Source organism: Methyloferula stellata AR4 (genome assembly GCF_000385335.1).
Lineage (GTDB): Bacteria > Pseudomonadota > Alphaproteobacteria > Rhizobiales > Beijerinckiaceae > Methyloferula > Methyloferula stellata.
Genome location: NZ_ARWA01000001.1, coordinates 841,599 through 866,130 on the forward strand (window position 1 = coordinate 841,599; position 24,532 = coordinate 866,130).

Genomic DNA, 24,532 nt, shown 5'->3' on the forward strand with positions numbered 1-24,532 from the left:
TTCGCGGTAGTCGGGTGAGCGGACGATAGGCGCGGCGGATGACTCTAGATCACGCCTTTTGTCAAAAACGTCTGAGCTTTGTGTTTGCGGCCTAGGCGCCGCCCTTCACCGCCGCTTGCCCCGGTGCCTGCCGGTTGCGAGGCGGGAATGAGCTGATGCTTGCCCGGTCCGATGAGATCGGCGCGCCCCATCTGTTTCAGAGCGTCGCGCAGCAGCGGCCAATTTTCCGGGTCATGATAGCGCAAGAACGCCTTGTGCAATCGGCGCTGCCGCAGGCCTTTGACCACTTCGACCGGTTCCGATGCGCCGCGCCGCACCGGCCGCAAAGGATTGACGGAGGAATGATACATCGCCGCCGAAAGCGACATCGGCGACGGCAGGAATGTCTGAACCTGATCGGCGCGATATTTATTGCGCTTCAGCCACAGAGCAAGGTTCATCATATCCGCGTCCGTCGTGCCCGGATGTGCCGCGATGAAATAAGGAATGAGGAAATATTTCTTATCGGCCGCTTGCACGGCCTGCTCGAAAATCTGCTTGAAGCGATCATAGGTGCCGATGCCCGGCTTCAGCATCTTCGAGAGCGGCCCCTCCTCGGTATGTTCGGGCGCGATCTTCAGATAGCCGCCGACGTGATGGGCTACGAGCTCGCGGATATAGGCCGGGCTCTTGATGGCGAGATCATAGCGCACGCCTGAGGCGACCATCACCTTCTTGACGCCCGGCACTTGCCGCGCGGCGCGATAAAGCTCGATGAGCTTGTCGTGGCTCGTATCGAGGTTCTTGCAAATGTCGGGATAGACGCAGGCCGGACGCCGGCAGAGCGCTTCGGTCTCTTTGTCTTTGCAGGCCATGCGATACATATTGGCGGTCGGCCCGCCTATATCGGAAATGATGCCGGTGAAACCCTTCGTCTTGTCGCGCACCGCCGCGATCTCTTTGACGATAGAGTCCTGCGAACGGCTCTGGATGATGCGGCCTTCATGTTCGGTGATCGAACAGAAAGAGCAGCCGCCGAAACATCCACGCATGATGGTGACCGAGAATTTGATCATCTCCCAGGCGGGGATCTTCGCTTCGCCATAGGCCGGATGCGGCGCACGCGCATAAGGCAGATCGTAAACGGCATCCATCTCCGGCGTCGTCAGCGGCACCGGCGGTGGCGTCAGCCAAAGCTCGCGCGTCCCATGCCGTTGCACCAGCGCCCGCGCATTGCCTGGGTTGCTCTCACGGTGCAGCGTGCGCGAGGCGCGGGCATAGGCTTCAGGATCGCGTTCGACCTGCTCGAAGGACGGCAGGCGGATGACGGTCGTCTCGCCGTTGATCCGTGGGCTCTCTTCCGCCTCGTCGTCGAGGTCATCGGCCTTGAGTTCGATAAAGCCCTCCGGTACCGCGTCCTTCATGAGAACCGCGCCGCGTATATCATCGAGCTGTGCGGGCACGGCACCTTTGGCCTTGGCAAAACGATGCGCGACCTCGACGACGGCGCGCTCGGCATTGCCGTAGAGCAGGATATCGGCCTTGGCATCGAGCAGGATCGAGCGGCGGACCTTGTCTGACCAATAATCGTAATGCGCGATCCGGCGCAGCGAGGATTCGATGCCGCCGAGCACGATTGCGCAATCGCGATAGGCCTCGCGGCAGCGCTGCGCATAGACGATGGTGGCCCGGTCCGGCCGTTTGCCGCCTTCGCCTTCGGGGCTATAGCTGTCGTCGTGGCGCAGCCGCCGGTCCGACGTATAGCGATTGACCATGGAATCCATATTGCCGCCGGTGACGCCGAAGAACAGCACCGGCCGGCCCAAGGCCTTGAACGGCTCGGCGCTTTGCCAATCCGGCTGCGCGATAATGCCGACGCGAAAGCCTTGCGCCTCGAGCAGCCGGCCAACCAAGGCCATGCCGAAGCTTGGATGATCGATATAAGCGTCGCCGGTGACGAGGATGATGTCGCAGGCGTCCCAGCCGAGCGCGTCCATTTCGGCACGGCTCATCGGCAGGAACGGCGCCGTGCCGAACCGGTGCGCCCAATATTTGCGATAGGAGAAAAGGGGTTTCGCGTCGCTCACGGCGGAGGATTAGCGCATTTCGGGAGAAACGTCATGCGCGGACTTGAGGCCGCTGCTGAGCTTAATGTTGAACCCGAATCTCGCCGCGTCATGGCCGGGCTTGTCCCGGCCATCCACGTGATGGGCCCTCTGCCATCTTGCAATCATGCAGCTGTGTTTCGTGGATGGCCGGGACAAGCCCGGCCATGACGGCGTGTGGCGAGCAAACCCGATCAGATTTCGCCATTCATCCAACGGCGGATATTTTCGGCGAGACGGATGCGCTTTTGTCAATGATCGCTTTGCGACCTCCTTCGGCGGCGGCCCAAAGGGCCGTCATTGACGAAAGCGATCCGCTCGCCATGCTTGCCGCCAAGAGATGAATGGCATCGTGTGATGTTAGGCACACGGTCTAAAGCCCTCGATGCTTCGAGACGCACGCTGCACGTGCTCCTCAGCATGAGGGTTTTGGGAACTTGCGAACTTAAACAAAACAACCCCTCATCCTGAGGAGCGCTCCGTTAGGAGCGCGTCTCGAAGGATGGGCAACGTACATATCACCCTCGTCCTTCGAGACGGTCGCTATCACGACCTCCTCAGGATGAGGGTGATTGGCCTCACACGTAAAGCTTGCCGCCCTTTTCCAAAAATTCCGCGCTCTTCTCCGCCATGCCTTTTTCCGCCTCATCGGCTTCCATGGCTTTGGCCTCGTCGCGGAGATCCTGGCTAATCCGCATCGAGCAGAATTGCGGTCCGCACATCGAACAGAAATGCGCGGTCTTATGCGCGTCCTTCGGCAGCGTTTCGTCGTGGAAATGCTGCGCGGTTTCCGGGTCGAGGCCGAGATTGAACTGATCCTGCCAGCGGAAGTCGAAGCGCGCGCGTGAGACCGCATCGTCCCTGATTTGCGCCGCCGGATGGCCCTTGGCGAGATCGCCCGCATGCGCCGCGATGCGATAGGTGATGACGCCGACTTTCACATCGTCACGGTCGGGCAGGCCCAAATGTTCCTTCGGCGTCACATAGCAGAGCATGGCGCAGCCGAACCAGCCGATCATGGCGGCGCCAATGCCGGACGTGATGTGATCGTAGCCGGGCGCGATATCGGTCGTCAGCGGCCCGAGCGTATAGAAGGGCGCCTCGTCGCATTCCTTCAGCTGCTTTTCCATATTGATCTTGATCTTGTGCATCGGCACATGGCCGGGACCTTCGATCATCACCTGACAGCCCTTTTTCCAGGCGATCTTGGTGAGCTCGCCGAGCGTTTCGAGTTCGGCGAATTGCGCGCGGTCATTGGCGTCGGCGATCGAGCCCGGACGCAATCCGTCGCCGAGCGAGAAGGACACGTCATAGGCTTGCATAATGTCGCAAATATCTTCGAAATGCTCGTAGAGGAAGCTTTCGCGATGATGCGCGAGGCACCAGCGCGCCATGATCGAACCGCCGCGCGAGACGATGCCGGTGGTGCGCTTGGCGGTCAGCGGCACATAGGCCAACCGCACGCCCGCATGGATGGTGAAATAATCGACGCCCTGTTCGGCCTGTTCGATCAGCGTGTCGCGGAAGACTTCCCATGAGAGCTTGGTCGCGTCGCCATCGACCTTTTCGAGTGCCTGATAGATCGGCACGGTGCCGATCGGCACCGGCGCATTGCGCAGGATCCAGTCGCGAATGTTATGGATATTGCGGCCTGTGGAGAGATCCATAACGGTATCTGCTCCCCATCTAATGCTCCAGACCATCTTCTCGACCTCTTCGGCGACCGAGGAGGTCACGGCCGAATTGCCGATATTGGCATTCACCTTCACCAGGAAATTGCGGCCGATGATCATCGGCTCCAGCTCGGGGTGATTGATATTGGCGGGGATGATCGCGCGGCCGCGGGCGATCTCGTCGCGCACGAATTCAGGCGTGACGAAAGCCGGAATCGAGGCGCCGAAATGTTCGCCGTCGGCGAGACGTGTCTGCGCGCCTTCGACCATCTGCTCGCGGCCGAGATTTTCACGATGCGCGACGAAGATCATCTCTTCGGTGATGATGCCAGCCTTGGCGAATTCATATTGGGTGACGGGATGGCCCGGCGTGCCGCGGCGCGGCGAGGTCGCTGCCGGGCAGGGCGGCACGAGCTTGTCGGCTGAAACCGAGCCATTGTCCTCAGGCTTCACGGCGCGGCCCACGTAAGTTTCCAAGCCCCCGCGCTTCGCGAGCCAGGGCGCGCGAATGCGCGGCAGGCCGGCGGCGAGATCGATATGGGCATCTTCTTCCGAATAGGGTCCAGACGCATCATAGACGCGCACGGGAGGTTCGTTGGCCGACGGATCGAGGGCGATCTCGCGGAAGGGCACCAGAATATCGTCGCGGCCTTCGGCGCGATGATAGATCTTGCGCGAGCCGGGCAGAGGGCCGGTCGTGACGCTTTGCGGAACGAGCGTTTCGGGTTTGGGCTGAATATTCATGTCGCTGCGTCCTCCGCTTGATTTTCTTGAAGGAGGCCGGCGCTATGGAGAAGACGGATTTGCGCTCATCGCAAATGGCCGGTCCCTGCGCTGGCATTATCCAGGTTCAGGTTCGATGGGTGTGATCTCAGCCGCCGTTCAGCAGCACCCCAGGGCATAGGGAACATAGAGCGCAATCGCCCGCGCGGCAAGCCGTGGATTTGGAGGCCTGGCTGAGCAGCAGCGGTGGGCTCATCAAAAGGGCGGCAACAAAAAAGCGGGACCGAAGTCCCGCTTTTGAATGTGGAGCCTAGAGGCGGTGAGATTACTCGCCGACAGGATCGCTCGCATTGGTGGCTTCGCCGCGAAAATCCTCGCTCGGACCCTCGGCCTTACGGCGGCGGCGGCGCGGGCGCAGAAGAAAGGAATCGGCTTCCCGTTCGACTTCCGGCTGCATCATGGTGCGCGGCAGGCCCTCGTCGCCGGCGCCTTCCATATGGACCTCGGGCTGCAGACGGACCGGCGCAGTGATGAAGGCAGGCAAGCCCGCTTCATTGTCAGGAACCATGGGGCGCGGCTCGCGATATTCGCGCCGTCCGCGCGAACCATTGCCGCGCGAGTCCTGATCGCGGTTCTGACCTTGCCGCTCCTGATAGGGCTGCCTGTCCTGGTAGCTGCGCTCTTGATTGCGGTCTTGGTAGGTCCGCTCCTGATTGCGATCCTGGCCTTGGAAGCCGCGGTCCTGATTGCGATCTTGATTACGGTCCTGACCCTGAAAATTCCGGTCTTGGCGCGGCGCGCGGTCTTGACGTTCAGGCCGCTCGTAATTTTGCCGGCCATTATTATGGCTGCTGCCGTTGCCATTATTGTTGTAATAGGGCCGCTCCTGATAGGGCTGGGCCTCGTTGGTCGGCGGCTGCTGGGCGTAGGGTTGCTGCGTCGCCGCCGCGGGGGCAAAGCGTTCCGGCGGGGACGCGAAACGATCCGGCAGGCCGCCGAAATCGTCGTCATCATCGTCTTCGTCGGTCTCGGCTTCGCCGGGCTGGCGTTGATAGCCGAAGGCCGCTTGCTGTTGAGCTTGCTGCGCCGCTGCGATCAGCCGGAAATAATGCTCGGCGTGCTGGAGGTAGCTTTCGGCCATCACGGGATCGCCGGAAGATTGGGCATCGCGGGCGAGCTGAAGATATTTTTCGCCGACGTGATGGGCTGTGCCACGGATTTTGACGTCAGGACCGTTTGATTCGTAGGACCGCGTCAATGGGTTCGGCGCCTTGCGGTTGTTGCTACGCCCGCCGCGCATACGCTTGTTCTGACCTGGTCTCATTGATGTTCCTTGAGTGGCAATATAAGCCGCAATCCCCACATCGCCTTACCGGCATGTTGGTCCAGCCATTGATGAACCGTCTGAATGCGAAGACGCTTGCGGATATGGCTCTCCGGCCTAGCAAGAATTCCGCGCACGAACAGCCGTGGCTTAGTCCTTAACCCTCGATTGCCTTGGGGTCTCAGAGTTCGGGAAAATCACCTCGACAACGCTGTGCCATATCGTCTTGCGGAGATGGAAATCGCTCAATCCGTCATGAGCCCTGGCAAATCAGACGGAGACGATCTCAACACCTTGCCGTGCCATAACATCAGCAGCGAAAGGTAATTCTTGGCGTGGACCCTAATCGTTTTCGGCACAAACGCCAAGTGGTTTCATGGGCGTGGTTCAGAATTATATTTGATGCTCCGGCCCTGTGGCGAAATTGTCACGCTCACGCTGGCTGCAAGGGATTCTATCCTGAGGATTGCGCAAGATTTTATAGTTTCAGGCCCCGATTTCAAGACCCGCCAAGACGACGCGTTCCCGCCCAGCTAAATCGCGCCTCCTGCCAGTTGGTTCCAGTCCATAGGAGCGCAGAATCGATTCGACTCCGCTCAACTGATCCGCCCCGAGTTCGAAGGCCAGAATGCCGCGCGGCGCCAGATGCGGCGCGACGGCCGACGCTATGGCGCCATAGGCCGCAAGCCCATCCGGGCCGCCGTCGAGCGCAAGATGCGGATCGTAGAGTCTGACTTCGGGATCAAGCCCGGCAATCTCTCCAGCTCTTATATAGGGTGGATTGGAGACAATTACATCGAAGCGTCCGGAGATTGGCGCCAGCCAATGGCCGGCGAGGATGAAAGCGCGGTTGGACAGACCCAAGGCGCTGAGATTTCGCCGCGCGACGGCACAAGCCGCTGGCGAGAGATCCACGCCAAAACCGATGGCCTGCGGAAGCCGGCCGAGCAGCGCGCCAAGAATAGCACCCGACCCCGTGCCGAGATCGAGAAGCCGCAAAGCTTCATTTGCGCGGGGCCCAAGTGCCGCGAGAACCGCTTCGACCAGTGTTTCGGTGTCGGGCCTCGGATCGAGGACGGCCGGATCCACGGCATAGGTTTCGCCGAAAAACTCGCGTTGCGCCAAAATGCGCGACACGGGCTCGCGCGCGAGTCGCCGGCCGGCAAAAGCCGCAAGGCGGGAGGCGGGTTCGCCCAGCGGCAGATCCGGGTCGCGCAAAAGCCCGGCATGATCGATGCCGAGCGCGGCGCAAATGAGCACGCGGGCATCAAGCGCCGCGCTGTCGAGGCCTGCCTCGGTAAAGGCCTCGACCAAAGCGCGTTGGGCTTTTGCCCGGCTCATATTCCCATCGAGGGCGAGCGGCGCGCTCACGCCGCGGGTTGGCCTGCCGCCTTCACGAGAATACGCGTCAGGCGGTCGGCGAATTTCGGCGCATCGGCCGGCTTCTCGCCTTCCATCAGCCGGGCTTCGTCGAAAAGCAGCCAGACGATATCGGCGAAAGCCTGTTTGTCTTGACCGCCGACATGGGCCGCGAGCGCGGTCAGCAATGGATGCGATGGATTGACTTCGAGGACAGGTTTCGAAATGCCGTTCGCATGGCCATGTTGCGCCAGCATCTGCTCGAGCCGCCGGTCGAGACCGGTTTCGGATGCGATGAGGCAGGCGGGACTTTCCGACAGGCGGTCGGACGCCCGCACGTCCTCGACGACATCGGCGAGTTCCTGCTTCATCAGAGCAAAGAGGCTCGCAAGTCCGGCGGAAGTCGCCTCGCTCGCAGGCAGCGGCGCGCCTTCCTTCAACGGAATGCTCTTGATGTCGGCGACGCCTTGCGACACGGATTTAAACGGCTTGCCGTCGAAGCCCGCGGCGGTGCCGACCCAAAAGGCATCGACCGGATCGGGCAACAGCAAAACCTCGATGCCGCGGGCGCGGAATCCTTCAAGTTGCGGGCTCGATGCAAGCCGCTTCAGATCATCGCCGAGAAGATAATAGATGGCGGTCTGGTTTTCCTTCAGGCCCGCGACATAATCGGCGAGCGTGCGCTTGCCCTCGGGAAAAGCGGAGGTCGGAAAGCGTGCGAGCTTGAACAGCGTGTCGCGACGCTCGGGGTCTTCGTAAAGACCTTCCTTCAGGACGCTGCTGAAATGCTCCCAGATCTTGTCGAAGGCGGCCGCGTCGGTTTCGGCCAATTTGGTCAATTCCTGCAGGACGCGATTGGTGACGCCCTTCTTGATCGCCGCGAAAAGCGGGCTTTCCTGGATCATTTCGCGTGAGAGATTGAGCGGCAGATCGGCCGTATCGACGACGAGGCTGACGAAGCGCAGCCATCTCGGCATGATATCGGCGTCGGGTGCGATCAGAACATGGCGCACATAGAGTTTCGAATGGCCTTTGCGGGCGGGATCGAAGAGGTCGAAAGGCTGGCTGCCCGGCACGAAGGCGAGCACCGTATATTCGTAGCGCCCCTCCGCGCGCCAATGCAGCGTCAGCGCCGGCTCATCGAATTGGCCCGAGATGCTGTGATAGAGCTCCTCATATTGCTCTTGCGTGATGTTGCTTTTGGGCTTTTCCCAAAGCGCGCCGCCCTCGCTCAGGACCTTCGGCTCGGCGCCGGGCGAAGCGATCAGCTCGATTTGAATGGCAAGCGCGCTTGAATGTTCGCGTACGATCCGCTCGATGCGGTAGTCTTCGAGATAGTCCTTCGATCCCTCGTTGAGCGTCAGGATCACCCGCGTGCCCCGCGACGGTGCCTGGTCGAGCGCCAGCGGCGCGATGGAAAACGTGCCCTTGCCGTCCGAACTCCAGACGTGAGCCTCATCGGAACCGGCGCGGCGCGATTCGACATCGACATGCTCTGCCACCATGAAGGCGGCATAAAAGCCGATGCCGAACTGGCCGATCAATTCGGCCCCGACGGGCTGGCCCTCGGCGCTTTCGGCATTGAGCTTGTCGAGAAAGGCGCGGGTGCCCGAGCGGGCGATCGTGCCAAGCGAATCAGATAGTTCCTCGGCGGACATGCCGATCCCATTGTCCTCGACGCTGAGCTTTCCAGCCTCCTTGTCGATGGTGATCTTGACGCTGAATGGCGCTTCCCCCGCCATGAGCGCGGGATTGGACAGGGCCTCGTAGCGCAATTTCTCGCAGGCATCGGCTGCGTTTGAGAGAAGTTCGCGCAGGAAAATATCGCGGTCCGAATAGACCGAATGAACCATTAAATAGAGAAGTCTGGCGACATCCGCCTGAAACGCATGCGATTGAGCTTCGACCTCAGACATATTGCTCCCCTGTCACCCTTGAACCGGACTTCTATAGTGGCTCTTGCGCCGCGCCGCGCGCCAAAAAGTCCTAAGCCTAGAACAGGTGACGTTCAGGTAGAAACATTTGGCGCGTCATGCGCGGACTTGATCCGCGCATCCAGGCACGACTCACTACCCGAGCGCCTGGATGGCCGGGTCAAGCCCGGCCATGACGCAACTGAAAGTCCGGCGCTCTAGCTGTTGGCGCTCATATCGCCGCACTCAGCGAAAGATTCAAGAAGGCTCGCCAAGGAGTCGGGAATCGCCCACGGAAAACGGCGGCCGAAACGAGAAGAGCCGGCCGAAGCGATGCTTCGAACCGGCTCCTATGCCATCGCGTCTAAACTTTACTCGCTCGAATCAAAGGTCCCGGGGGGCTGGGGGGCTGACGAATCCGGGGCGCATCTACCGAGCCGCGCGTTGACATTTGCAGGTTCGACTTTCTCTGCGGCAGGCGCTGGGCTGCAAAACGGCAAAACTATGATTTGCCCGTGCCTTAGCCGGTATGGCGATGGCTCGGGCACGGGCAAGGGATTGAGCTCGCGGAGCTATTTGTAAAAGCCGCCCGTTTTAGCGGCAAATATCACGTTGTCGTTATTGGAATTCCGGCATCGGAAGGGCTCCGGCCGCGCTTTAAGAGTTTGTTTCGGGATCATGCTAGGCCGTCGTAAAACCGTTACTGAAAGCTTGCCGCGGGGCCCGCTTCGCGCGATCATCAAGGCTGGGTTCCAGCGGATGGCGGGCGCATGAGCGATTTGGAGTTGGATGAGGATAATCGGGCCGCGGGTCGCGCCGAGCGGGGAATTTATTCCATGCAGGCGGCGGCCCGCCAGAAACCCGCCCCCGAAATCGTCTCTTTCGACCGCCTAGAGCTGCGCGAGATCCTCAATCTCTATGGCCGCAAGGTCGCGGAAGGCGAATGGCGCGATTACGCCATCGATTTTAACGCGCAGGAGGCGGTCTTCTCGATCTTCCGCCGCGCCTGCGAATATCCGCTCTACCGCATCTTCAAAAACCCGCGTCTGGCGCGCAAGCAAGGCGCCTTTTCCGTCGTCGCGGCGTCGGGCGTCGTCTTGAAGCGCGGGCATGAGCTGAAAAACGTCATCCGCGTGCTCGACAAGAAGCTCACGCTCGTTTCGGGTTAGAGCAGGCCACACGTTTGGCCGTCATTGCGAGCGCCGCGAAGCAATCCAGAATCACGGCTCCCAACCCTGGCCTCTGGATTGCTTCGACATAGCCCGTTGCCTGCAATGGGCGTCGCACTGCGATCTCGCTGTTGCGATAGATCGCCAGCGATGCAACGCCCTATGGCTCGCAATGACCGTGTGGTTGGCGTCATCGAAGCCTTTTCAACCAAGCGCCTTGTCTGCTTAATGGACTTAACTGCTCTGGCCGGATCATTGAATGCCATGAACGACAGTTATTGGACCTTCTGGGATGGCAGCAAAGTGGATAAGCCCGACGCGCAGGATTATCTCGACCTTTTCGGGCAGTATAAAAAGGACTTCGGGCCGGTCTATACGGAGCCGGAAGACGATCGCTACCGGCTGCTGTTCGACCAGATCTGCAGGCTTCTGGTTCAGCCGTCCAATTTCAATCTCTCGATGCCGCAGGAATTCCGCGCCACCGCGCAGCGCTATCTCGCGGGCGACGAGGCGACCGTCGTGCATGTGCGCGACCCGGAGATCCGGCATTTCATGCTGAGCGATCTCTATGACTACGTGCATCTGCGCCACAAGATGGGCGGCCCGGCCTGGTAGAGGCTAGATCCTGGCCTCGGTTTGCTGCGGCGGGTTCGTTTTGCTGCCCGGCCGGGTTACCAGATAGATGCCCAGGACGACCGGCAGAATGCCGAGAAAATCTTGGGCGACGACCTGCTCCCCGAGGACGAGCCACGCAAACAGCATTGCCAGCGGCGGCATCAAAAAGTGAAACGAACTCGCAGCCGTCGCTCCGCACACCCTGAGAAGATGGAACCATAAGAGAAATGCCAATATCGATCCGCCCAGCACGAGGAAGGCGAAGGCGCCGATGAGCCGTGCGCTCGGCACGATGTCGCCAAGGCTCGACACGCTCAGTGCGACGGGCGCGAGCAGGATGCCGGCCGCCAGATTTTGAATGCCGTTGCCGATCCATAAATTGCCCTTCGGCGCGAGACGTTTGAACAAAATCGTCCCGGTTACGATCGAGGCCAGCGAGACGAGCGTGAACAAAATGCCGTGCAGACTATCGGTGCCCGCCGAAAGACGGTGGGCGACGATGAAAGCAACGCCGACCACGCCGAGAAAAAGGCCGGCAAGCTTGCGCCACGTCAGCGCTTCGCCGAGGAATAGCGCTGCCAAGAGCGCGGTGAAGACCGGATTGGCGCTGACGATCAAACCGCCGAGACCTGCCGACACGGATTGAAGCCCGATATAGGCAAAGCCGAGATAGAGGGCGTTATTGGCGAGGCCAAGGATCGCGAACACGCCGATATCGCGCCATGACAATGACCAAGCCTCACCGCGCACAGCCGTGAACCCGAGGATGAGAAGTCCGGCCGTCAGGAACCGCCCGGCGAGCAGCAGAAGCGGCGGGCAATCCATAACGCCCACCTTGCCGGCCACGAAGGCAAAGCTCCACAGCACGCAAAAGGTGCCGATATAGACCGGCAACAGGTTGAATGTGCCGCGGGACACGCGTTCGGCTGGCGCAAGGGACATGGGGGTTTCGGGCATGGGGGCCTCTCCTCTGGCCCTCTATTTGGCGCAGCCCCTTTTCATTTGAAAATTAAATGATAAAATCATTATCAGTTATAAAATGAATGAATTGGCATGTTTGATCTCGACCTCCTGCGCAGCTTCGTCTCGGTGGTGGATGCCGGCGGCTTCACCCGGGCCGGCGAGCGCGTGCATCGGACTCAATCCACGGTCAGCCAGCAGATCAAACGGCTCGAAGAGGATTTGAGGCGTCCCCTGTTCCATCGGATCGGCAAGCAAGTCACGCCGACGGAAGATGGCGAACGTCTGCTCTCTTATGCGCGGCGGATTCTGTCCCTCGTCGATGAGGCGCGCGATGTGCTGACCCGGCCTGTTCAGGACGGTGCGGTGCGGCTCGGCATACCGGAGGATTTCGCTGCCTATAGGCTCACGCAATTGCTGGCAAGCTGCGCCCGCTCGCGGCCGGGCCTGCGGCTCGACGTGCGCGCCGATCAGAGCCTCTATCTCCGGCGCGATCTCGAACGCGGCGACTTGGACCTCGCCTTGCTGAAACGCGATGCTGGCGAAAAGGGCGGCCTCGCCGTTTGGCCGGAACGCGTCTATTGGGTGACGAGCAAATCCCATCCGGTCGATCTCTCGGCCACCTCCATTCCGCTTATTGGATTTTCGACCGGCTGCATTTATCGCGCGCGGGCGATTCATGCGATGGAATCCGCCGGACGCGCTTGGCATATGGCCTATTCGAGCTCGAATCTGACGGGCATCCAGGCCGCGGTCGCGGCCGGATTGGGCCTCAGCATCCTGTCCGATATGGCCATTCAGCCCGACCATCGTGTGCTGACGGCAAAGGATGGGTTCGCGCCGATCGACAAGACCGAGGTGGCGCTTGTCGCGGCGCCGGGCGCCAATACGGCTGCGTTGCGGCTCGCCGATAGCCTCGCCGAATTCTGCGGTTCGGTGCAGGCCGAACCGGCGGGGGATGAAGCGGGATCGCGCGTTTCAGCCTGAGCAAAGTCCACGGCGAGGTGCAGCTTTCAGAACTTGCTTCGGCGTTGGCGACTGACGTCAAAGTGCCTTCTTCTTCGAGGCAGGCTTTCAATTTATATGGAGCGCGCCTTTAGAGCGTGATCGCTTCAAATTGAATCACGGTCACGCTCTAAGCATTTGTCTAAACGCATGATCTTTTCCAAAAAGTCTGCAACTTTTTGGGATCATGCTCTAGCGAGCAACATTGCAAGGCGCATGGAGAGCCAGAATGCCGAGCCCGAAATACGCCGCCTACGCGCCGGCTGCCCCTTACTTCGATCTGGTTCGAGGCGCGCTAGGCGACTTCGTTGATGGCGAACATTTCTTCGACATCGTCACCGACGACGTCGTCTACGAGGTCCTCTACGACGTTCCCGGTTGGCCTCGCGTTATCCAGGGGCGGGCCGTCCTGATGGCGCAGTTCAAGGGCTATTGCGACAATATCGAGCTTCAATCCGCCGATAAGTTGATTACCCACAAGACCGACGACGGCGGTGTCGTCGTCATCGAATATGAAGTCAATGGGACCATCCTCGCGACGGGCGTGAAGTATAACAATCGGTTCTGCTCAATCATCAAGATTGAAAACCGGAAAATCGCGCACTGGCGAGACTATATGGACTCTCTTGCGGCCTGGAACGCATTGACGGCGCGTAGGCAAGTCGGCTGAAGATACAGTCCGCGCAGGCTTGCCGCGGCAAGGTACCGGACTTAAAATTCGAGGGCTGGATTCGATCGCATTTTCGGACATCTTTATGCGATCTTTGGAGGCTCTCCATGACACCGCACGATGCGTTCATAGACGGTCTTCCGAAGGTCGAGCTGCACGTCCACATCGAAGGCACGCTGGAGCCCCAGATGCTCTGGGACAAGGCGGTGGAACAGAATCTCAAGCTGCCGTTTCAATCGGTCGATGACATCCAACGCGCCTATAATTTCGGGAATCTTCAGGATTTTCTCGACATCTATTATCAGGGCATGAACGTTTTGAGGTCGGAGCGCGATTTCTACGATCTCACCTTCGCCTATCTTGAAAAAGCCCATGCGCAAAACGTGATGCACTCGGAGATTTTCTTCGATCCGCAAGGCCATACGTCGCGCGGCCTGGCTTTCGAGACGCCCTTGAACGGGATTACTCAGGCACTGGCCGATGGCCGGGAAAAGCTCGGCATCAGCTCGGGCCTCATCATGTGTTTTTTGCGGCATCTCGACGAGGCCGATGCGTTCAAAACGCTGAATCAGGCGCTGCCCTATAAGGCGCACATCCTGGGCGTCGGGCTCGACAGCAGCGAACTCGGCCATCCGCCCTCGAAATTCGAGAGGGTCTTCGCCGCCGCGCGGGATGCAGAGTTCAGGGTTGTCGCTCATGCTGGGGAAGAAGGGCCGCCGGACTATGTCTGGGAGGCGCTCGATCTCTTGAAGATCGAGCGCCTCGATCACGGCAACCGGTCTCTGGAGGACCCGAAGCTGGTCGAGAGACTGGTGGCCTCGGGCATGGGCCTCACGGTTTGCCCGCTGAGCAATTTGAAGCTCTGCGGGGTCAAGGACATGCGCGAGCACCCTTTAAGGAGAATGCTCGATCTTGGCCTCAAGGCCGGGGTCAATTCCGACGACCCGGCCTATTTCGGCGGCTATGTGAACGAGAATTACAAGGCGGTGACGGCGGCGCTTGGGCTCGAACCGCACCATCTCGTCACGCTGGCCCGAAACGGCATCGATGCCAGCTTCATCGATGACGCCGAAAAGAAGGTCTTGCGCGACCGGCTCGACCTTTATGCCACGGCGCATTGAGAGCGGCCCGACGCGATGTCGCGCCGCTGCCCCACCCCTGGTCCTAGCCGTTTTACTCCCTACATAATCGTCAAGGAGAAGCTTCTTCGGAAGGTCTCTTAATTGCAGTGTCTTCACATGAAAGAACGCAAACATGCATGTCACAATTGAAAACGCGGAACGGGCGATCGAAGCGGCGCGCAAGAAGGCCATCGAACTTGGCACCCAGATGTGTATCGCGGTCGTCGATTCCGGCGGTAATCTGAAAGCCTTCTACCGCATGGACGATGCCTGGGTCGGCTCGATCGACGTCTCGATCAAGAAGGCGAAGACGGCGCTCTTCTTCGGCATGCCGACGGGTGAGATCGGCAAATTGTCCCAGCCCGGCAAGCCGCTCTTCGGCATTGAACATTCGAACGAAGGGCTCATCACCTTTCCGGGCGGTCTGCCGATCGTCGATAAGGACGGCGTGATGGAAGGCGCCATCGGCGTCAGCGGTTCGACGGTCGAAAACGACCATGCGGTCGCATCCGCCGGTCTTGCCGTCGTCGGCGTCAGCGACATCCCCGCGCATCCCTGGCGGACGTAATAGACGCCCTACGACGCATCATGCCCGGCCTAGCGCCGGGCATTCCCGTCACACCACCTTCGGCAGGAAGCTCTTGCCTTCCTGCACGATGAAATCCCACATCGCCTGGCCGATCGGGCTCAGAATGTGATCGGCGCGATGGACGACGAACCATTCGCGCATGATGGGCAGGCCGACCACGTCCAAGACCACGAGCCGCCCCGCCGCCACTTCCGCCTCGATCGTATGGGCGGAGATCAGCGCCAGACCCAGACCCGCCATGACGGCCTGTTTGATCGTCTCGTTCGAGCCGATTTCGATGCCGATGCGCGGCTGACGCACGACGATTCCGCCCAAAAAATAATCGAAGATGCCGCGCGTGCCCGAGCCGGGCTCCCGCACGATGAAGCTTTCGCTTGAGAGTTCCGCCTTGTCGATCGCTTTCCGCGCCGCCAGTGGATGGTCGGGCGCCGCGATCACCACTTGCGGATGCTGGCCGAAATATTCGGACGACACCTCGAAATCGAGCAGCGGCCGACCCATCATGGCAAGGTCGATCGAATAATCGCGGAGCGATTCGATGATTTCCGCTCTATTGCCGACCGAGATCGAGACTTCGATGCGGGGATTCTGCTTTGAAAACGCGGCGATCAGGCGCGGCGCGAAATATTTCGCCGTGGAGACGACGCCGACCGTCACCCGTCCGGCCTTCTTGTCGCGGATCGCGGTGAGCGTATTATCGAGGTCGTTCAGGACGAGATTGATGCGCGTCGCGGCATTGACCACTTCCTGGCCGGCATCGGTCAGGCGCAATCGGCCGCCGATCCGGTCGAACAGGAGGGTCTGGGCATCCTCTTCGAGATGCTTTATGCGCGAGGTCAAGGCAGCCGCGGTGACATTCAGCGTTTCTGCTGCCATGGCGATGGTGCCCGCCTGGGCCACCGCTCGGATGGTCATTAATTGTTTGAGTGTCAGCCGCCGCATCCGTTGAAGCTAAATTTTCTTGAGCAATATCTCAATATATTTCACTTTCCTTTTCCCCAACGAACGCCGAGATGGTCTTGGCGGTAAAGCCAAATGGTCAGGGTGGAAATGACGTCCTCAACTCAAGCCGTTGAATTACAGTCCTTTCTTAGCCAAATCACCGACCGGGACAAGGGCCTTACGGCTGCTTGCGCCGCGATTGCCGAAATTGGCGCCGCGGCGGCCGAAATGGCGGAGCTGATCGCGCTCGGCCGGCTCTATGGAAGCATAGGCGCGGCAACGGATCACAAGAACACGGACGGCGACGTCCAAAAGCAATTGGACCTCATCGCCGACGAGAAATTCATCGCGGCCTTGCGCCGCGCGCCTGTCGCCGTCGTGGTGTCGGAGGAATTGAACGAGCCCTTGGTTCTGAATGAGGGGGCGCCCATCGTGGTGGCGATCGATCCGCTCGACGGTTCGTCCAACATCGATGCGAATGTCTCGATCGGGACGATTTTTTCGATCCTGCCGGTGCTGCCCGGCGCCGGCGAACCGACAGCGCATTTCCTTCAGCCGGGCCGCGTGCAGCTTGCGGCGGGCTTCGCGGTCTACGGTCCGCAAACCTCGCTCGTTCTGGCGATTGCCGGAAAAACCCAGATCTTCACTTTCGACCGTCGCGTCGGCGCATTCATCCGCACTTCGGCCGATGTGCAGATCAAGGAGGACGCGACCGAATATGCGATCAATGCCTCGAATTACCGGCATTGGGACCCGTCGGTGAAGATTTTCATCGACGATTGCGTGAAGGGCGCCGATGGTCCTTTCGGTCGCAATTACAATATGCGCTGGATCGCGTCGCTGGTGGCCGAAGCCTATCGCATCCTCTTGCGCGGCGGCCTGTTCCTTTATCCGGGCGATCATCGCGAAGGCTATGCCGACGGCCGCTTGCGCCTTTGCTATGAGGCCAATCCGATGGCACTCGTCGCCGAGAACGCGGGTGGCGCTGCAACCGACGGGCATCGCCGGATTCTCGATATTCTGCCGGCCAGCATCCATGTTCGCTCGCCACTGATCTTCGGCTCGGTTTGGCTCGTCGATCTCGTTTCGCGGTTCTATGCCGATCCGCACTTTTCTCCCGAACGCGCGCCACTCTTTGCGCAGCGCGGCCTGATGCGCGGTTGAACGAAAAAGGGTCCTAATGTCAGCCAGACATCCGATCATATCGGTTACGGGTTCATCGGGCGCAGGCACGACCTCCGTCAAGCGGACGTTCGAGCAGATTCTGCGGCGCGAGAAAGTGGCCGCCGCTTTCATCGAGGGCGACGCGTTTCACCGGTTTGACCGCGGCGCCATGAAAAAGGTCATGGCGGAGGAAGAGGCGCAGGGAAACCGTCACTTCAGCCATTTCGGCCCAAACGCCAATCTGCTGGAGGAACTTGAAGGCGTCTTCCGCAATTATGCGGAAAGCGGCCAAGCCAAGACCAGGCACTATGTGCACGACCTGGATGAAGCTGAGCTTTTCTCAGCGGCGCCCGGCACCTTCACGCCCTGGGAGCCGCTGCCGGAGAAGACCGATCTCCTCTTCTACGAGGGCCTGCATGGTGCCATCGTGACCGACAACATCAATATCGCGCAATATCCGGATTTGAAGATCGGTGTCGTTCCGGTCCTCAACCTCGAATGGATTCAAAAGATCCATCGCGACAAGGATGCGCGCGGCTATTCCACGGAAGACGTGATGGACACAATTCTGCGCCGTATGCCGGATTATGTGCATTACATCTGCCCGCAATTCACCGAGACCGATATCAACTTCCAGCGTGTGCCGACTGTCGACACGTCAAATCCGTTTACGGCCAAATGGATTCCGACGCCTGATGAATCCATGGTGATCATCAGGTTTCGCACGCCGCGCGGCATCGATTTCTCGTATCTCCGGTCGATGCTTCACGACAGTTTCATGTCGCGCGCCAATTCGATCGTCGTTCCGGGCGGCAAGCTCGATCTTGCAATGCAACTGATTCTCACCCCGTTCATCCTGCAAATGGTTGAACGGAGCCGACGGCTAAGCTGAGGAGTGCGCACATGAATATGGTGCCGAAAATCACGAGCCCCGCGACGCATGACGAGATGGCGAACGCCATTCGCGCGTTGGCGATGGATGCTGTTGAGAAAGCCAATTCCGGCCATCCCGGCATGCCGATGGGCATGGCCGATGTCGCGACGGTGCTCTTCACGCGCTTTTTGAAGTTCGATCCGACCGCGCCGCAATGGCCGGACCGCGACCGCTTCGTGCTCTCGGCCGGTCACGGCTCGATGCTGCTCTATTCGGTTCTCTATCTGACCGGCTATGGGCTCACGATCGAGGACATTAAGAATTTCCGCCAGCTCGGCTCTAAGACGCCGGGCCATCCCGAATATGGCCACACCGTCGGCGTCGAGACGACGACGGGCCCGCTCGGTCAAGGAGTGGCCACGTCCGTCGGCATGGCGCTCGCCGAACGCATGTTGGCCGCACGCTTCGGCGATATCTGCGATCACTATACTTATGTGATGGCGGGCGACGGCTGTCTGATGGAAGGCGTCAGCCAAGAGGCCATCGCGCTCGCGGGCCATCTCAAGCTGAATAAGCTCATCCTCTTCTGGGACGATAATGGGATCACGATCGACGGCAAGGTGGAGCTCGCCGACTCGGTCGATCAGGTCAAGCGTTTCGAGGCGGCGGGATGGGCGGCTTCGCATATAGACGGGCATGATCCCGAAGCCATCGCCAAGGCTATCGAGGCGGCACAGAAATCCGACAGGCCGGTGATGATCGCCTGCAAGACGACGATCGGTTTCGGTGCGCCGACCAAGGCCGGCACGGCGGGCGTTCATGGCGCCGCATTGGGTGCTGAGGAATTGGCGGGTGCCAAAAAGGCGCTCGGCTGGACGGCGCCGGCTTTCGAAATTCCGGAGCATATCGCTGCGGCCTGGGCCGAGGCCGGGCACCGCAACGTTGCGGCACGCGAGGCTTGGGACAAGCGCCACGCGGCTCTGCCGAAAGATGTCGCTGAACGCTATAGCGCCGATCTCTCCGGCAATCTTCTGCCCGCCGTCGCAGACGCGATCGAAGCTTTCAAGAAGGCTGCGTCTGAGGGCGGCGCGGCGCAGGCAAGCCGCTCGTCGTCGCAAAAGATTCTCGATCAGCTCGCCAAGGTGCAGCCCAATCTCATCGGCGGTTCGGCCGATCTCACGCATTCGAACTTGACCCATGCCGCGGGCACGGTAAGCGTGACCGCGCAGGATTACGGCGGCACCTATATTCATTACGGCATCCGCGAATTCGGCATGGCGGCCGCGATGAACGGTCTCGCGCTGCATGGCGGCTTCATCCCCTATGGCGGCACCTTTCTCGTTTTCGCCGATTATGCCCGTCCGGCGATCCGCCTCGCGGCTTTGATGGGCGTGCGCGCCGTCTATGTGCTGACGCATGATTCGATCGGACTCGGCGAGGACGGCCCGACGCATCAGCCGGTCGAACATCTCGCGGCCTTGCGCGCGATCCCCAATCTTCTCGTGTTCCGGCCGGGCGATGCGGTCGAGACGGCGGAAGTCTGGGAATTGGCCTTGCAGCACAGAACCGGGCCTTCGGCTCTGGCGCTATCGCGGCAAAACCTGCCGATCTCGCGCAAGACGCATACGAAAGAGAATCTTTCCGCCAAAGGCGGCTATCTGCTGCGCGAGACCGCGAAGCCGCGCGACATCACGCTGATCGCGACGGGTTCCGAAGTGGGTCTTGCGATGCAGGCGGCCGACAGGCTCGCAGGCGAAGGCATAGAGGCGGCGGTCGTGTCCGTGCCATGCTTCGAATTGTTCGCGCAGCAGCCAGCCGATTACCGCGCAACCATCCTCGGCACGGCGCCGCGCATCGGCATAGAGGCGGCGATCCGGCAGAGCTGGGACCTTATCCTGCGGCCCGAAGATCCTTTTGTCGGCATGCATTCTTTCGGCGCGAGTGCGCCGGCGGCCGATCTCTACAAGCATTTCGGGATTACTGTGGATGCCGTCATAGCCGACGCGAAATCCTGCCTCGGCCGTCATGCCTAGGTTTTAACAATAGGGTTGGAAAGCGGATATCAGCCTTCCAGCATCGAATAAGACGGAGAAACATCATGGCACGCATCACTTTGCGTCAGCTTCTCGACCACGCGGCCGAGCATGATTACGGCGTTCCCTCGTTCAACATCAACAATATGGAGCAGGGCTTGGCGATCGTCGAAGCCGCTGCTTCCGTCGATGCGCCGGTCATCATCCAGGCAAGCCGCGGCGCGCGCGCCTATGCCAACGACATCATGCTGTCGAAAATGATGGAAGCCCTGGTCGAGATGTATCCGGACATCCCGATCTGCGTGCATCAGGATCACGGCAATAGCGAAGCGACCTGCCTCACGGCGATTCAACATGGTTTCACCTCGGTGATGATGGACGGTTCGCTTGAAGCCGACGCCAAGACGCCCGCGACCTATCAATACAATGTCGACATCACCCGGCGCGTCTCCGAATTCGCGCATATGGTCGGCGCCTCTGTCGAAGGCGAGCTCGGCGTTCTGGGTTCGCTCGAACATGGCTCGGGCGAGCAGGAAGACGGCCATGGCGCCGAAGGCAAGCTTTCGCTCGATCAATTGCTGACCGATCCCGATCAGGCCGTCGATTTCGTCACGAAGACCAAAGTCGATGCGCTGGCGATCGCGATGGGCACGTCGCATGGCGCCTATAAATTCACCCGCAAGCCGGATGGCGACATTCTCTCGATGAAGGTCGTCGAGGCGATCCATTCCAAGCTGCCGAATACGCATCTCGTCATGCACGGCTCCTCGTCCGTGCCGCAAGAGCTGCAGGACGCGTTCAACGCGGCGGGCGGCGATATGCGCCAGACCTTCGGCGTGCCGGTGGAAGAGATCGTACGCGGCATCAAGTACGGCGTGCGCAAGGTCAATATCGATACGGATTGCCGCCTCGCGATGACCGGCGAATTCCGCCGCATCGCCAAGGAAAACCGCAGCGAGTTCGATCCGCGCAAATTCCTGAAACCCGCGATGGACGCCATGCGGGCGCTTTGCAAGCAGCGCTTCGAGCAGTTCGGCACGGCGGGCAATGCCTCGAAGATCAAGGTCCTGCCGATGTCGGCCATGGCCAAGCGTTATGCGAGTGGCGCGCTCGATCCCGTCGTCGAGACGGGCCGTACCGAGGCGCGCAGCGCCGCGGAATAAATACCGAAGGAGATGGATGCCATGGGTAGTGTCAAGGACGTGAGTGGCGACGCCGGAAAGCGGAGCCGCTATTCCGCTGGCGTCATGGAATACCGCTCGATGGGCTATTGGGAGCCCGATTACGAGCCGAAAGACACGGACCTCATCGCTGTCTTCCGCGTCACTCCTCAGGACGGCGTCGATCCGATCGAAGCCTCAGCCGCCGTCGCGGGCGAATCTTCGACCGCGACCTGGACGGTCGTCTGGACCGATCGCCTGACGGCGTGCGAAAAATATCGCGCGAAATGTTTTCGTGTCGATCCGGTGCCGAATGCGCCCGGCTCCTATTTCGCTTTCATAGCCTATGATCTCGACCTCTTCGAGCCGGGCTCGATCGCCAATCTTTCGGCCTCCATCATCGGCAATGTCTTCGGCTTCAAGCCCCTGAAGGCGCTGCGGCTCGAAGACATGCGCCTGCCGGTTGCCTATGTGAAAACATTCCAGGGTCCGGCGACCGGCATTGTCGTCGAGCGCGAGCGGCTCGATAAATTCGGCCGGCCTCTGCTTGGCGCGACGGTGAAACCGAAGCTCGGTCTTTCAGGCCGCAACTATGGCCGCGTCGTCTATGAGGCGCTGAAGGGCGGCCTCGACTTCACCAAGGATGACGAGAACATCAACTCGCAGCCCTTCATGCATTGGCGCGAGCGCTTCCTCTATTGCATGGAGGCGGTGAACAAGGCGCAGGCGGCGACGGGCGAGATCAAGGGCACCTATCTCAACATCACCGCGGCGACCATGGAAGACATGTATGAGCGCGCCGAATTCGCCAAAGAGCTCGGCTCCTGCATCGTCATGATCGATCTCGTGATCGGCTATACGGCAATCCAGTCCATGGCCAAATGGGCGCGCCGCAACGACATGATTCTGCATCTGCATCGTGCCGGCCATTCGACCTATACGCGGCAGAAGACGCATGGCGTGTCGTTCCGCGTCATCGCCAAATGGATGCGCCTCGCAGGCGTCGATCACATTCATGCGGGTACGGTCGTCGGCAAGCTCGAAGGCGATCCCAATACGACGCGCGGCTACTATGATATCTGCCGCGAGGACTATAACCCGACCTGCCTCGAACATGGCGTGTTCTTCGATCAGCATTGGGCGTCGCTGAACAAGCTGATGCCGGTGGCGTCCGGCGGCATTCACGCCGGCCAGATGCATCAGCTTCTCGATCTTCTGGGTGAGGACTGCGTGATGCAATTCGGCGGCGGTACCATCGGTCATCCGATGGGGATCGCGGCGGGTGCGACTGCCAATCGCGTGGCGCTTGAGGCCATGATCTTCGCGCGCAACGCCGGCCGCGACACCATGGCCGAAGGGCCGCAGATCCTCGAAGACGCCGCCAAACATTGCCTGCCTTTGAAACAGGCGCTCGATACGTGGAAAGACGTGTCCTTTAACTATGCCTCGACCGATACGCCGGACTATGTGCCGACGGCGACCGCAGCGGAATAGGAGCAACCATTATGCGTGTAACTCAAGGCTGCTTCTCGTTCCTGCCGGATCTGACCGACGACCAGATCCGGACCCAGGTGCAATATTGCATCGATAAGGGCTGGGCCGTGAACATCGAATATACGGATGATGCGCATCCGCGAAATACGTTCTGGGACATGTTCGGCTTTCCGATGTTCGACATCAAGGATGCCGCGGCGGTGATGCTCGAACTCAATGCCTGCCGCAAGGCGCATGGGGACAGGCATTATATCCGCATTTCGGGGTTCGATTCGTCGCATGGATGGGAAAGCGTGCGGCTTTCCTTCCTCGTCAATCGTCCAAAGGATGAACCGGGCTTCCGCCTGATCCGCACCGAGGGCCCCGGCCGCAACATTCAATATACGACCGAGCCCTATGCGGCTGACCGGCCGGAAGGCGAACGCTATTCGGGGTGATGTACGCGTAACCCTCTCCCCTTGCGGGAGAGGGTGGCTTGCGGAGCAAGCCGGGTGAGGGGTTAAAAGTCGCAACAACCCCTCATCCGCCTCGCATTCGCTCGGCACCTTCTCCCGCAAGGGGAGAAGGAGGCGCTTACAGAGGTTTTGGAAATCGAGGCTTGAATGACCCAGGTTGATGATTCTCCACCGGAGGTGATCGAGACGACCGGCATCGACCTGCGCCGTGAACTCGATGACACCAAAGTCGGCGAAGTCCTCGATCAGCTTGATCGCGAGCTCGTCGGCCTCGTCCCTGTCAAGACGCGCATCCGCCAGATCGCCGCGCTGCTGCTCGTCGATCGCGTGCGCAAGCGTCTCGGCCTCTCGTCGGAAACGCCGACGCTGCATATGAGCTTCACCGGCAATCCGGGCACCGGCAAGACGACGGTCGCGACGCGCATGGCCGAGATTCTCCATAAGCTCGGCTACATTCGCAAAGGCCATCTCGTCTCGGTGACCAGAGACGATCTCGTCGGCCAATATATCGGCCATACAGCGCCGAAGACGAAAGAGATCTTGAAGAAGGCCATGGGCGGCGTCTTGTTCATCGACGAGGCCTATTATCTCTACCGCCAGGAAAACGAGCGCGACTATGGGCAGGAAGCGATCGAGATCCTGCTGCAGGTGATGGAAAATCAGCGCGAGGATCTCGTCGTCATTCTCGCCGGCTATGCTGACCGCATGGAGCAGTTTTTCCGCTCCAATCCGGGCTTCCGCTCGCGCATCGCGCATCACATCGATTTCCCCGATTATTCGGATGAGGAATTGATGTCGATCGCGACGACCATGCTCGCGGCGCAAAATTACAAGTTCAGTCCGGCGGGCGCGGTAGCCTTTCGCGACTATATTGCGCTTCGCCGGCAATTGCCGCATTTTTCCAATGCGCGGTCGATCCGCAATGCGCTCGACCGCGCAAGGCTCCGGCACGCCAACCGGCATTTCGAAACGGGCGGCCCGGTATCGCTCGACGATCTGATGACAATCGATGCGCCAGATATTTTGGCGAGCCGGGTGTTCAAGGCCGTGCAAATCAACGCGTCCTAGGGTCGAGCGTCAATCAATGGGGTCGTCATTGCGAGGAGTGGAGCGACGAAGCAATCCATGCCACCGCTTGAGCGAGTTGTCTCTGGATCGCTTCGCGGAGCCTGTCATCGGGCCGGCCTTGGCCGGACCCGTTGGCG

At 60.4% G+C, this 24,532-nt stretch carries 20 protein-coding genes and 1 riboswitch; of the genes, 13 read left to right on the forward strand and 7 right to left on the reverse strand.

The window, feature by feature from the left end:
• Positions 1-44: 44 nt before the first annotated feature.
• The 5 genes from A3OQ_RS0104230 to htpG all read right to left on the reverse strand — a co-directional run bounded on the left by A3OQ_RS0104230 (position 45) and on the right by htpG (position 9,079).
• Positions 45-1,991: a YgiQ family radical SAM protein gene (locus A3OQ_RS0104230; protein WP_083931653.1), complete on the reverse strand. Its 1,947-nt coding sequence runs from the start codon at positions 1,989-1,991 to the stop codon at positions 45-47.
• 671 nt (positions 1,992-2,662) lie between these two features.
• Positions 2,663-4,501: a phosphomethylpyrimidine synthase ThiC gene (gene thiC / locus A3OQ_RS0104245; protein WP_020174115.1), complete on the reverse strand. Its 1,839-nt coding sequence runs from the start codon at positions 4,499-4,501 to the stop codon at positions 2,663-2,665.
• A 64-nt stretch (positions 4,502-4,565) separates the two neighbouring features.
• Positions 4,566-4,663, reverse strand: a riboswitch (TPP riboswitch).
• 142 nt (positions 4,664-4,805) lie between these two features.
• Positions 4,806-5,804 carry a DUF4167 domain-containing protein gene (locus A3OQ_RS0104250; RefSeq protein WP_026595478.1) on the reverse strand — a complete coding sequence of 333 codons (999 nt, stop codon included), beginning with the start codon at positions 5,802-5,804 and terminating at the stop codon, positions 4,806-4,808.
• Positions 5,805-6,290: 486 nt separating this feature from the next.
• Complete coding sequence (prmC, locus tag A3OQ_RS0104255) at positions 6,291-7,145, reverse strand: peptide chain release factor N(5)-glutamine methyltransferase (RefSeq protein ID WP_152428314.1); 855 nt, start codon at positions 7,143-7,145, stop codon at positions 6,291-6,293.
• A 26-nt stretch (positions 7,146-7,171) separates the two neighbouring features.
• Positions 7,172-9,079 carry a molecular chaperone HtpG gene (htpG, locus tag A3OQ_RS0104260; RefSeq protein ID WP_020174118.1) on the reverse strand — a complete coding sequence of 636 codons (1,908 nt, stop codon included), beginning with the start codon at positions 9,077-9,079 and terminating at the stop codon, positions 7,172-7,174.
• A gap of 833 nt (positions 9,080-9,912) precedes the next feature.
• Here htpG and A3OQ_RS0104265 point away from each other — a divergent pair.
• Together A3OQ_RS0104265 and A3OQ_RS0104270 are read left to right on the forward strand one after the other, a co-directional pair.
• The gene (locus A3OQ_RS0104265; protein WP_051116077.1) at positions 9,913-10,245 is read left to right on the forward strand and encodes a DUF2794 domain-containing protein; all 333 of its coding nucleotides are present in this window, start codon (positions 9,913-9,915) and stop codon (positions 10,243-10,245) included.
• A 264-nt stretch (positions 10,246-10,509) separates the two neighbouring features.
• Positions 10,510-10,860, forward strand: coding sequence for a hypothetical protein (locus A3OQ_RS0104270; protein ID WP_051116078.1), 351 nt, complete (start codon positions 10,510-10,512; stop codon positions 10,858-10,860).
• 3 nt (positions 10,861-10,863) lie between these two features.
• On the opposite strand, the gene A3OQ_RS0104275 is transcribed toward A3OQ_RS0104270, so the two are convergent.
• Complete coding sequence (locus A3OQ_RS0104275) at positions 10,864-11,802, reverse strand: DMT family transporter (protein ID WP_020174121.1); 939 nt, start codon at positions 11,800-11,802, stop codon at positions 10,864-10,866.
• A gap of 111 nt (positions 11,803-11,913) precedes the next feature.
• Between A3OQ_RS0104275 and A3OQ_RS0104280 the strand changes: the two genes are divergently transcribed.
• The 4 genes from A3OQ_RS0104280 (at position 11,914) to A3OQ_RS0104295 (ending at position 15,184) form a co-directional block, all read left to right on the forward strand.
• Positions 11,914-12,807 (forward strand): LysR substrate-binding domain-containing protein, encoded by an 894-nt coding sequence (locus A3OQ_RS0104280; RefSeq protein ID WP_020174122.1) that lies wholly within the window; start codon positions 11,914-11,916, stop codon positions 12,805-12,807.
• Positions 12,808-13,054: 247 nt separating this feature from the next.
• Positions 13,055-13,495, forward strand: a complete 441-nt coding sequence (locus A3OQ_RS0104285) for a nuclear transport factor 2 family protein (protein ID WP_020174123.1) — start codon at positions 13,055-13,057, stop codon at positions 13,493-13,495.
• Positions 13,496-13,602: 107 nt separating this feature from the next.
• The gene (locus A3OQ_RS0104290) at positions 13,603-14,616 is read left to right on the forward strand and encodes an adenosine deaminase (RefSeq protein WP_020174124.1); all 1,014 of its coding nucleotides are present in this window, start codon (positions 13,603-13,605) and stop codon (positions 14,614-14,616) included.
• Positions 14,617-14,749: 133 nt separating this feature from the next.
• Positions 14,750-15,184 carry a GlcG/HbpS family heme-binding protein gene (locus tag A3OQ_RS0104295; protein WP_020174125.1) on the forward strand — a complete coding sequence of 145 codons (435 nt, stop codon included), beginning with the start codon at positions 14,750-14,752 and terminating at the stop codon, positions 15,182-15,184.
• Between the two features lie 48 nt (positions 15,185-15,232).
• Here A3OQ_RS0104295 and A3OQ_RS0104300 read toward each other — a convergent pair whose 3' ends face one another.
• Positions 15,233-16,120, reverse strand: a complete 888-nt coding sequence (locus tag A3OQ_RS0104300; protein WP_020174126.1) for a LysR family transcriptional regulator — start codon at positions 16,118-16,120, stop codon at positions 15,233-15,235.
• A 135-nt stretch (positions 16,121-16,255) separates the two neighbouring features.
• Here A3OQ_RS0104300 and A3OQ_RS0104305 point away from each other — a divergent pair, with 135 nt between their 5' ends.
• From A3OQ_RS0104305 to cbbX, 7 genes are all read left to right on the forward strand, one after another.
• The gene (locus tag A3OQ_RS0104305; protein WP_020174127.1) at positions 16,256-17,311 is read left to right on the forward strand and encodes a class 1 fructose-bisphosphatase; all 1,056 of its coding nucleotides are present in this window, start codon (positions 16,256-16,258) and stop codon (positions 17,309-17,311) included.
• Positions 17,312-17,327: 16 nt separating this feature from the next.
• Positions 17,328-18,203 carry a phosphoribulokinase gene (locus tag A3OQ_RS0104310; protein ID WP_020174128.1) on the forward strand — a complete coding sequence of 292 codons (876 nt, stop codon included), beginning with the start codon at positions 17,328-17,330 and terminating at the stop codon, positions 18,201-18,203.
• Positions 18,204-18,214: 11 nt separating this feature from the next.
• Positions 18,215-20,218, forward strand: a complete 2,004-nt coding sequence (gene tkt / locus A3OQ_RS0104315; RefSeq protein WP_020174129.1) for a transketolase — start codon at positions 18,215-18,217, stop codon at positions 20,216-20,218.
• 65 nt (positions 20,219-20,283) lie between these two features.
• Positions 20,284-21,381 carry a class II fructose-bisphosphate aldolase gene (gene fba, locus A3OQ_RS0104320; protein WP_020174130.1) on the forward strand — a complete coding sequence of 366 codons (1,098 nt, stop codon included), beginning with the start codon at positions 20,284-20,286 and terminating at the stop codon, positions 21,379-21,381.
• 21 nt (positions 21,382-21,402) lie between these two features.
• On the forward strand, positions 21,403-22,872 hold the full coding sequence (locus A3OQ_RS0104325; RefSeq protein WP_040580562.1) for a form I ribulose bisphosphate carboxylase large subunit: 1,470 nt from the start codon (positions 21,403-21,405) through the stop codon (positions 22,870-22,872).
• An 11-nt stretch (positions 22,873-22,883) separates the two neighbouring features.
• Positions 22,884-23,309: a ribulose bisphosphate carboxylase small subunit gene (locus tag A3OQ_RS0104330; protein WP_020174132.1), complete on the forward strand. Its 426-nt coding sequence runs from the start codon at positions 22,884-22,886 to the stop codon at positions 23,307-23,309.
• A gap of 165 nt (positions 23,310-23,474) precedes the next feature.
• Positions 23,475-24,395 (forward strand): CbbX protein, encoded by a 921-nt coding sequence (gene cbbX / locus A3OQ_RS0104335; protein ID WP_020174133.1) that lies wholly within the window; start codon positions 23,475-23,477, stop codon positions 24,393-24,395.
• Positions 24,396-24,532 lie beyond the last annotated feature (137 nt).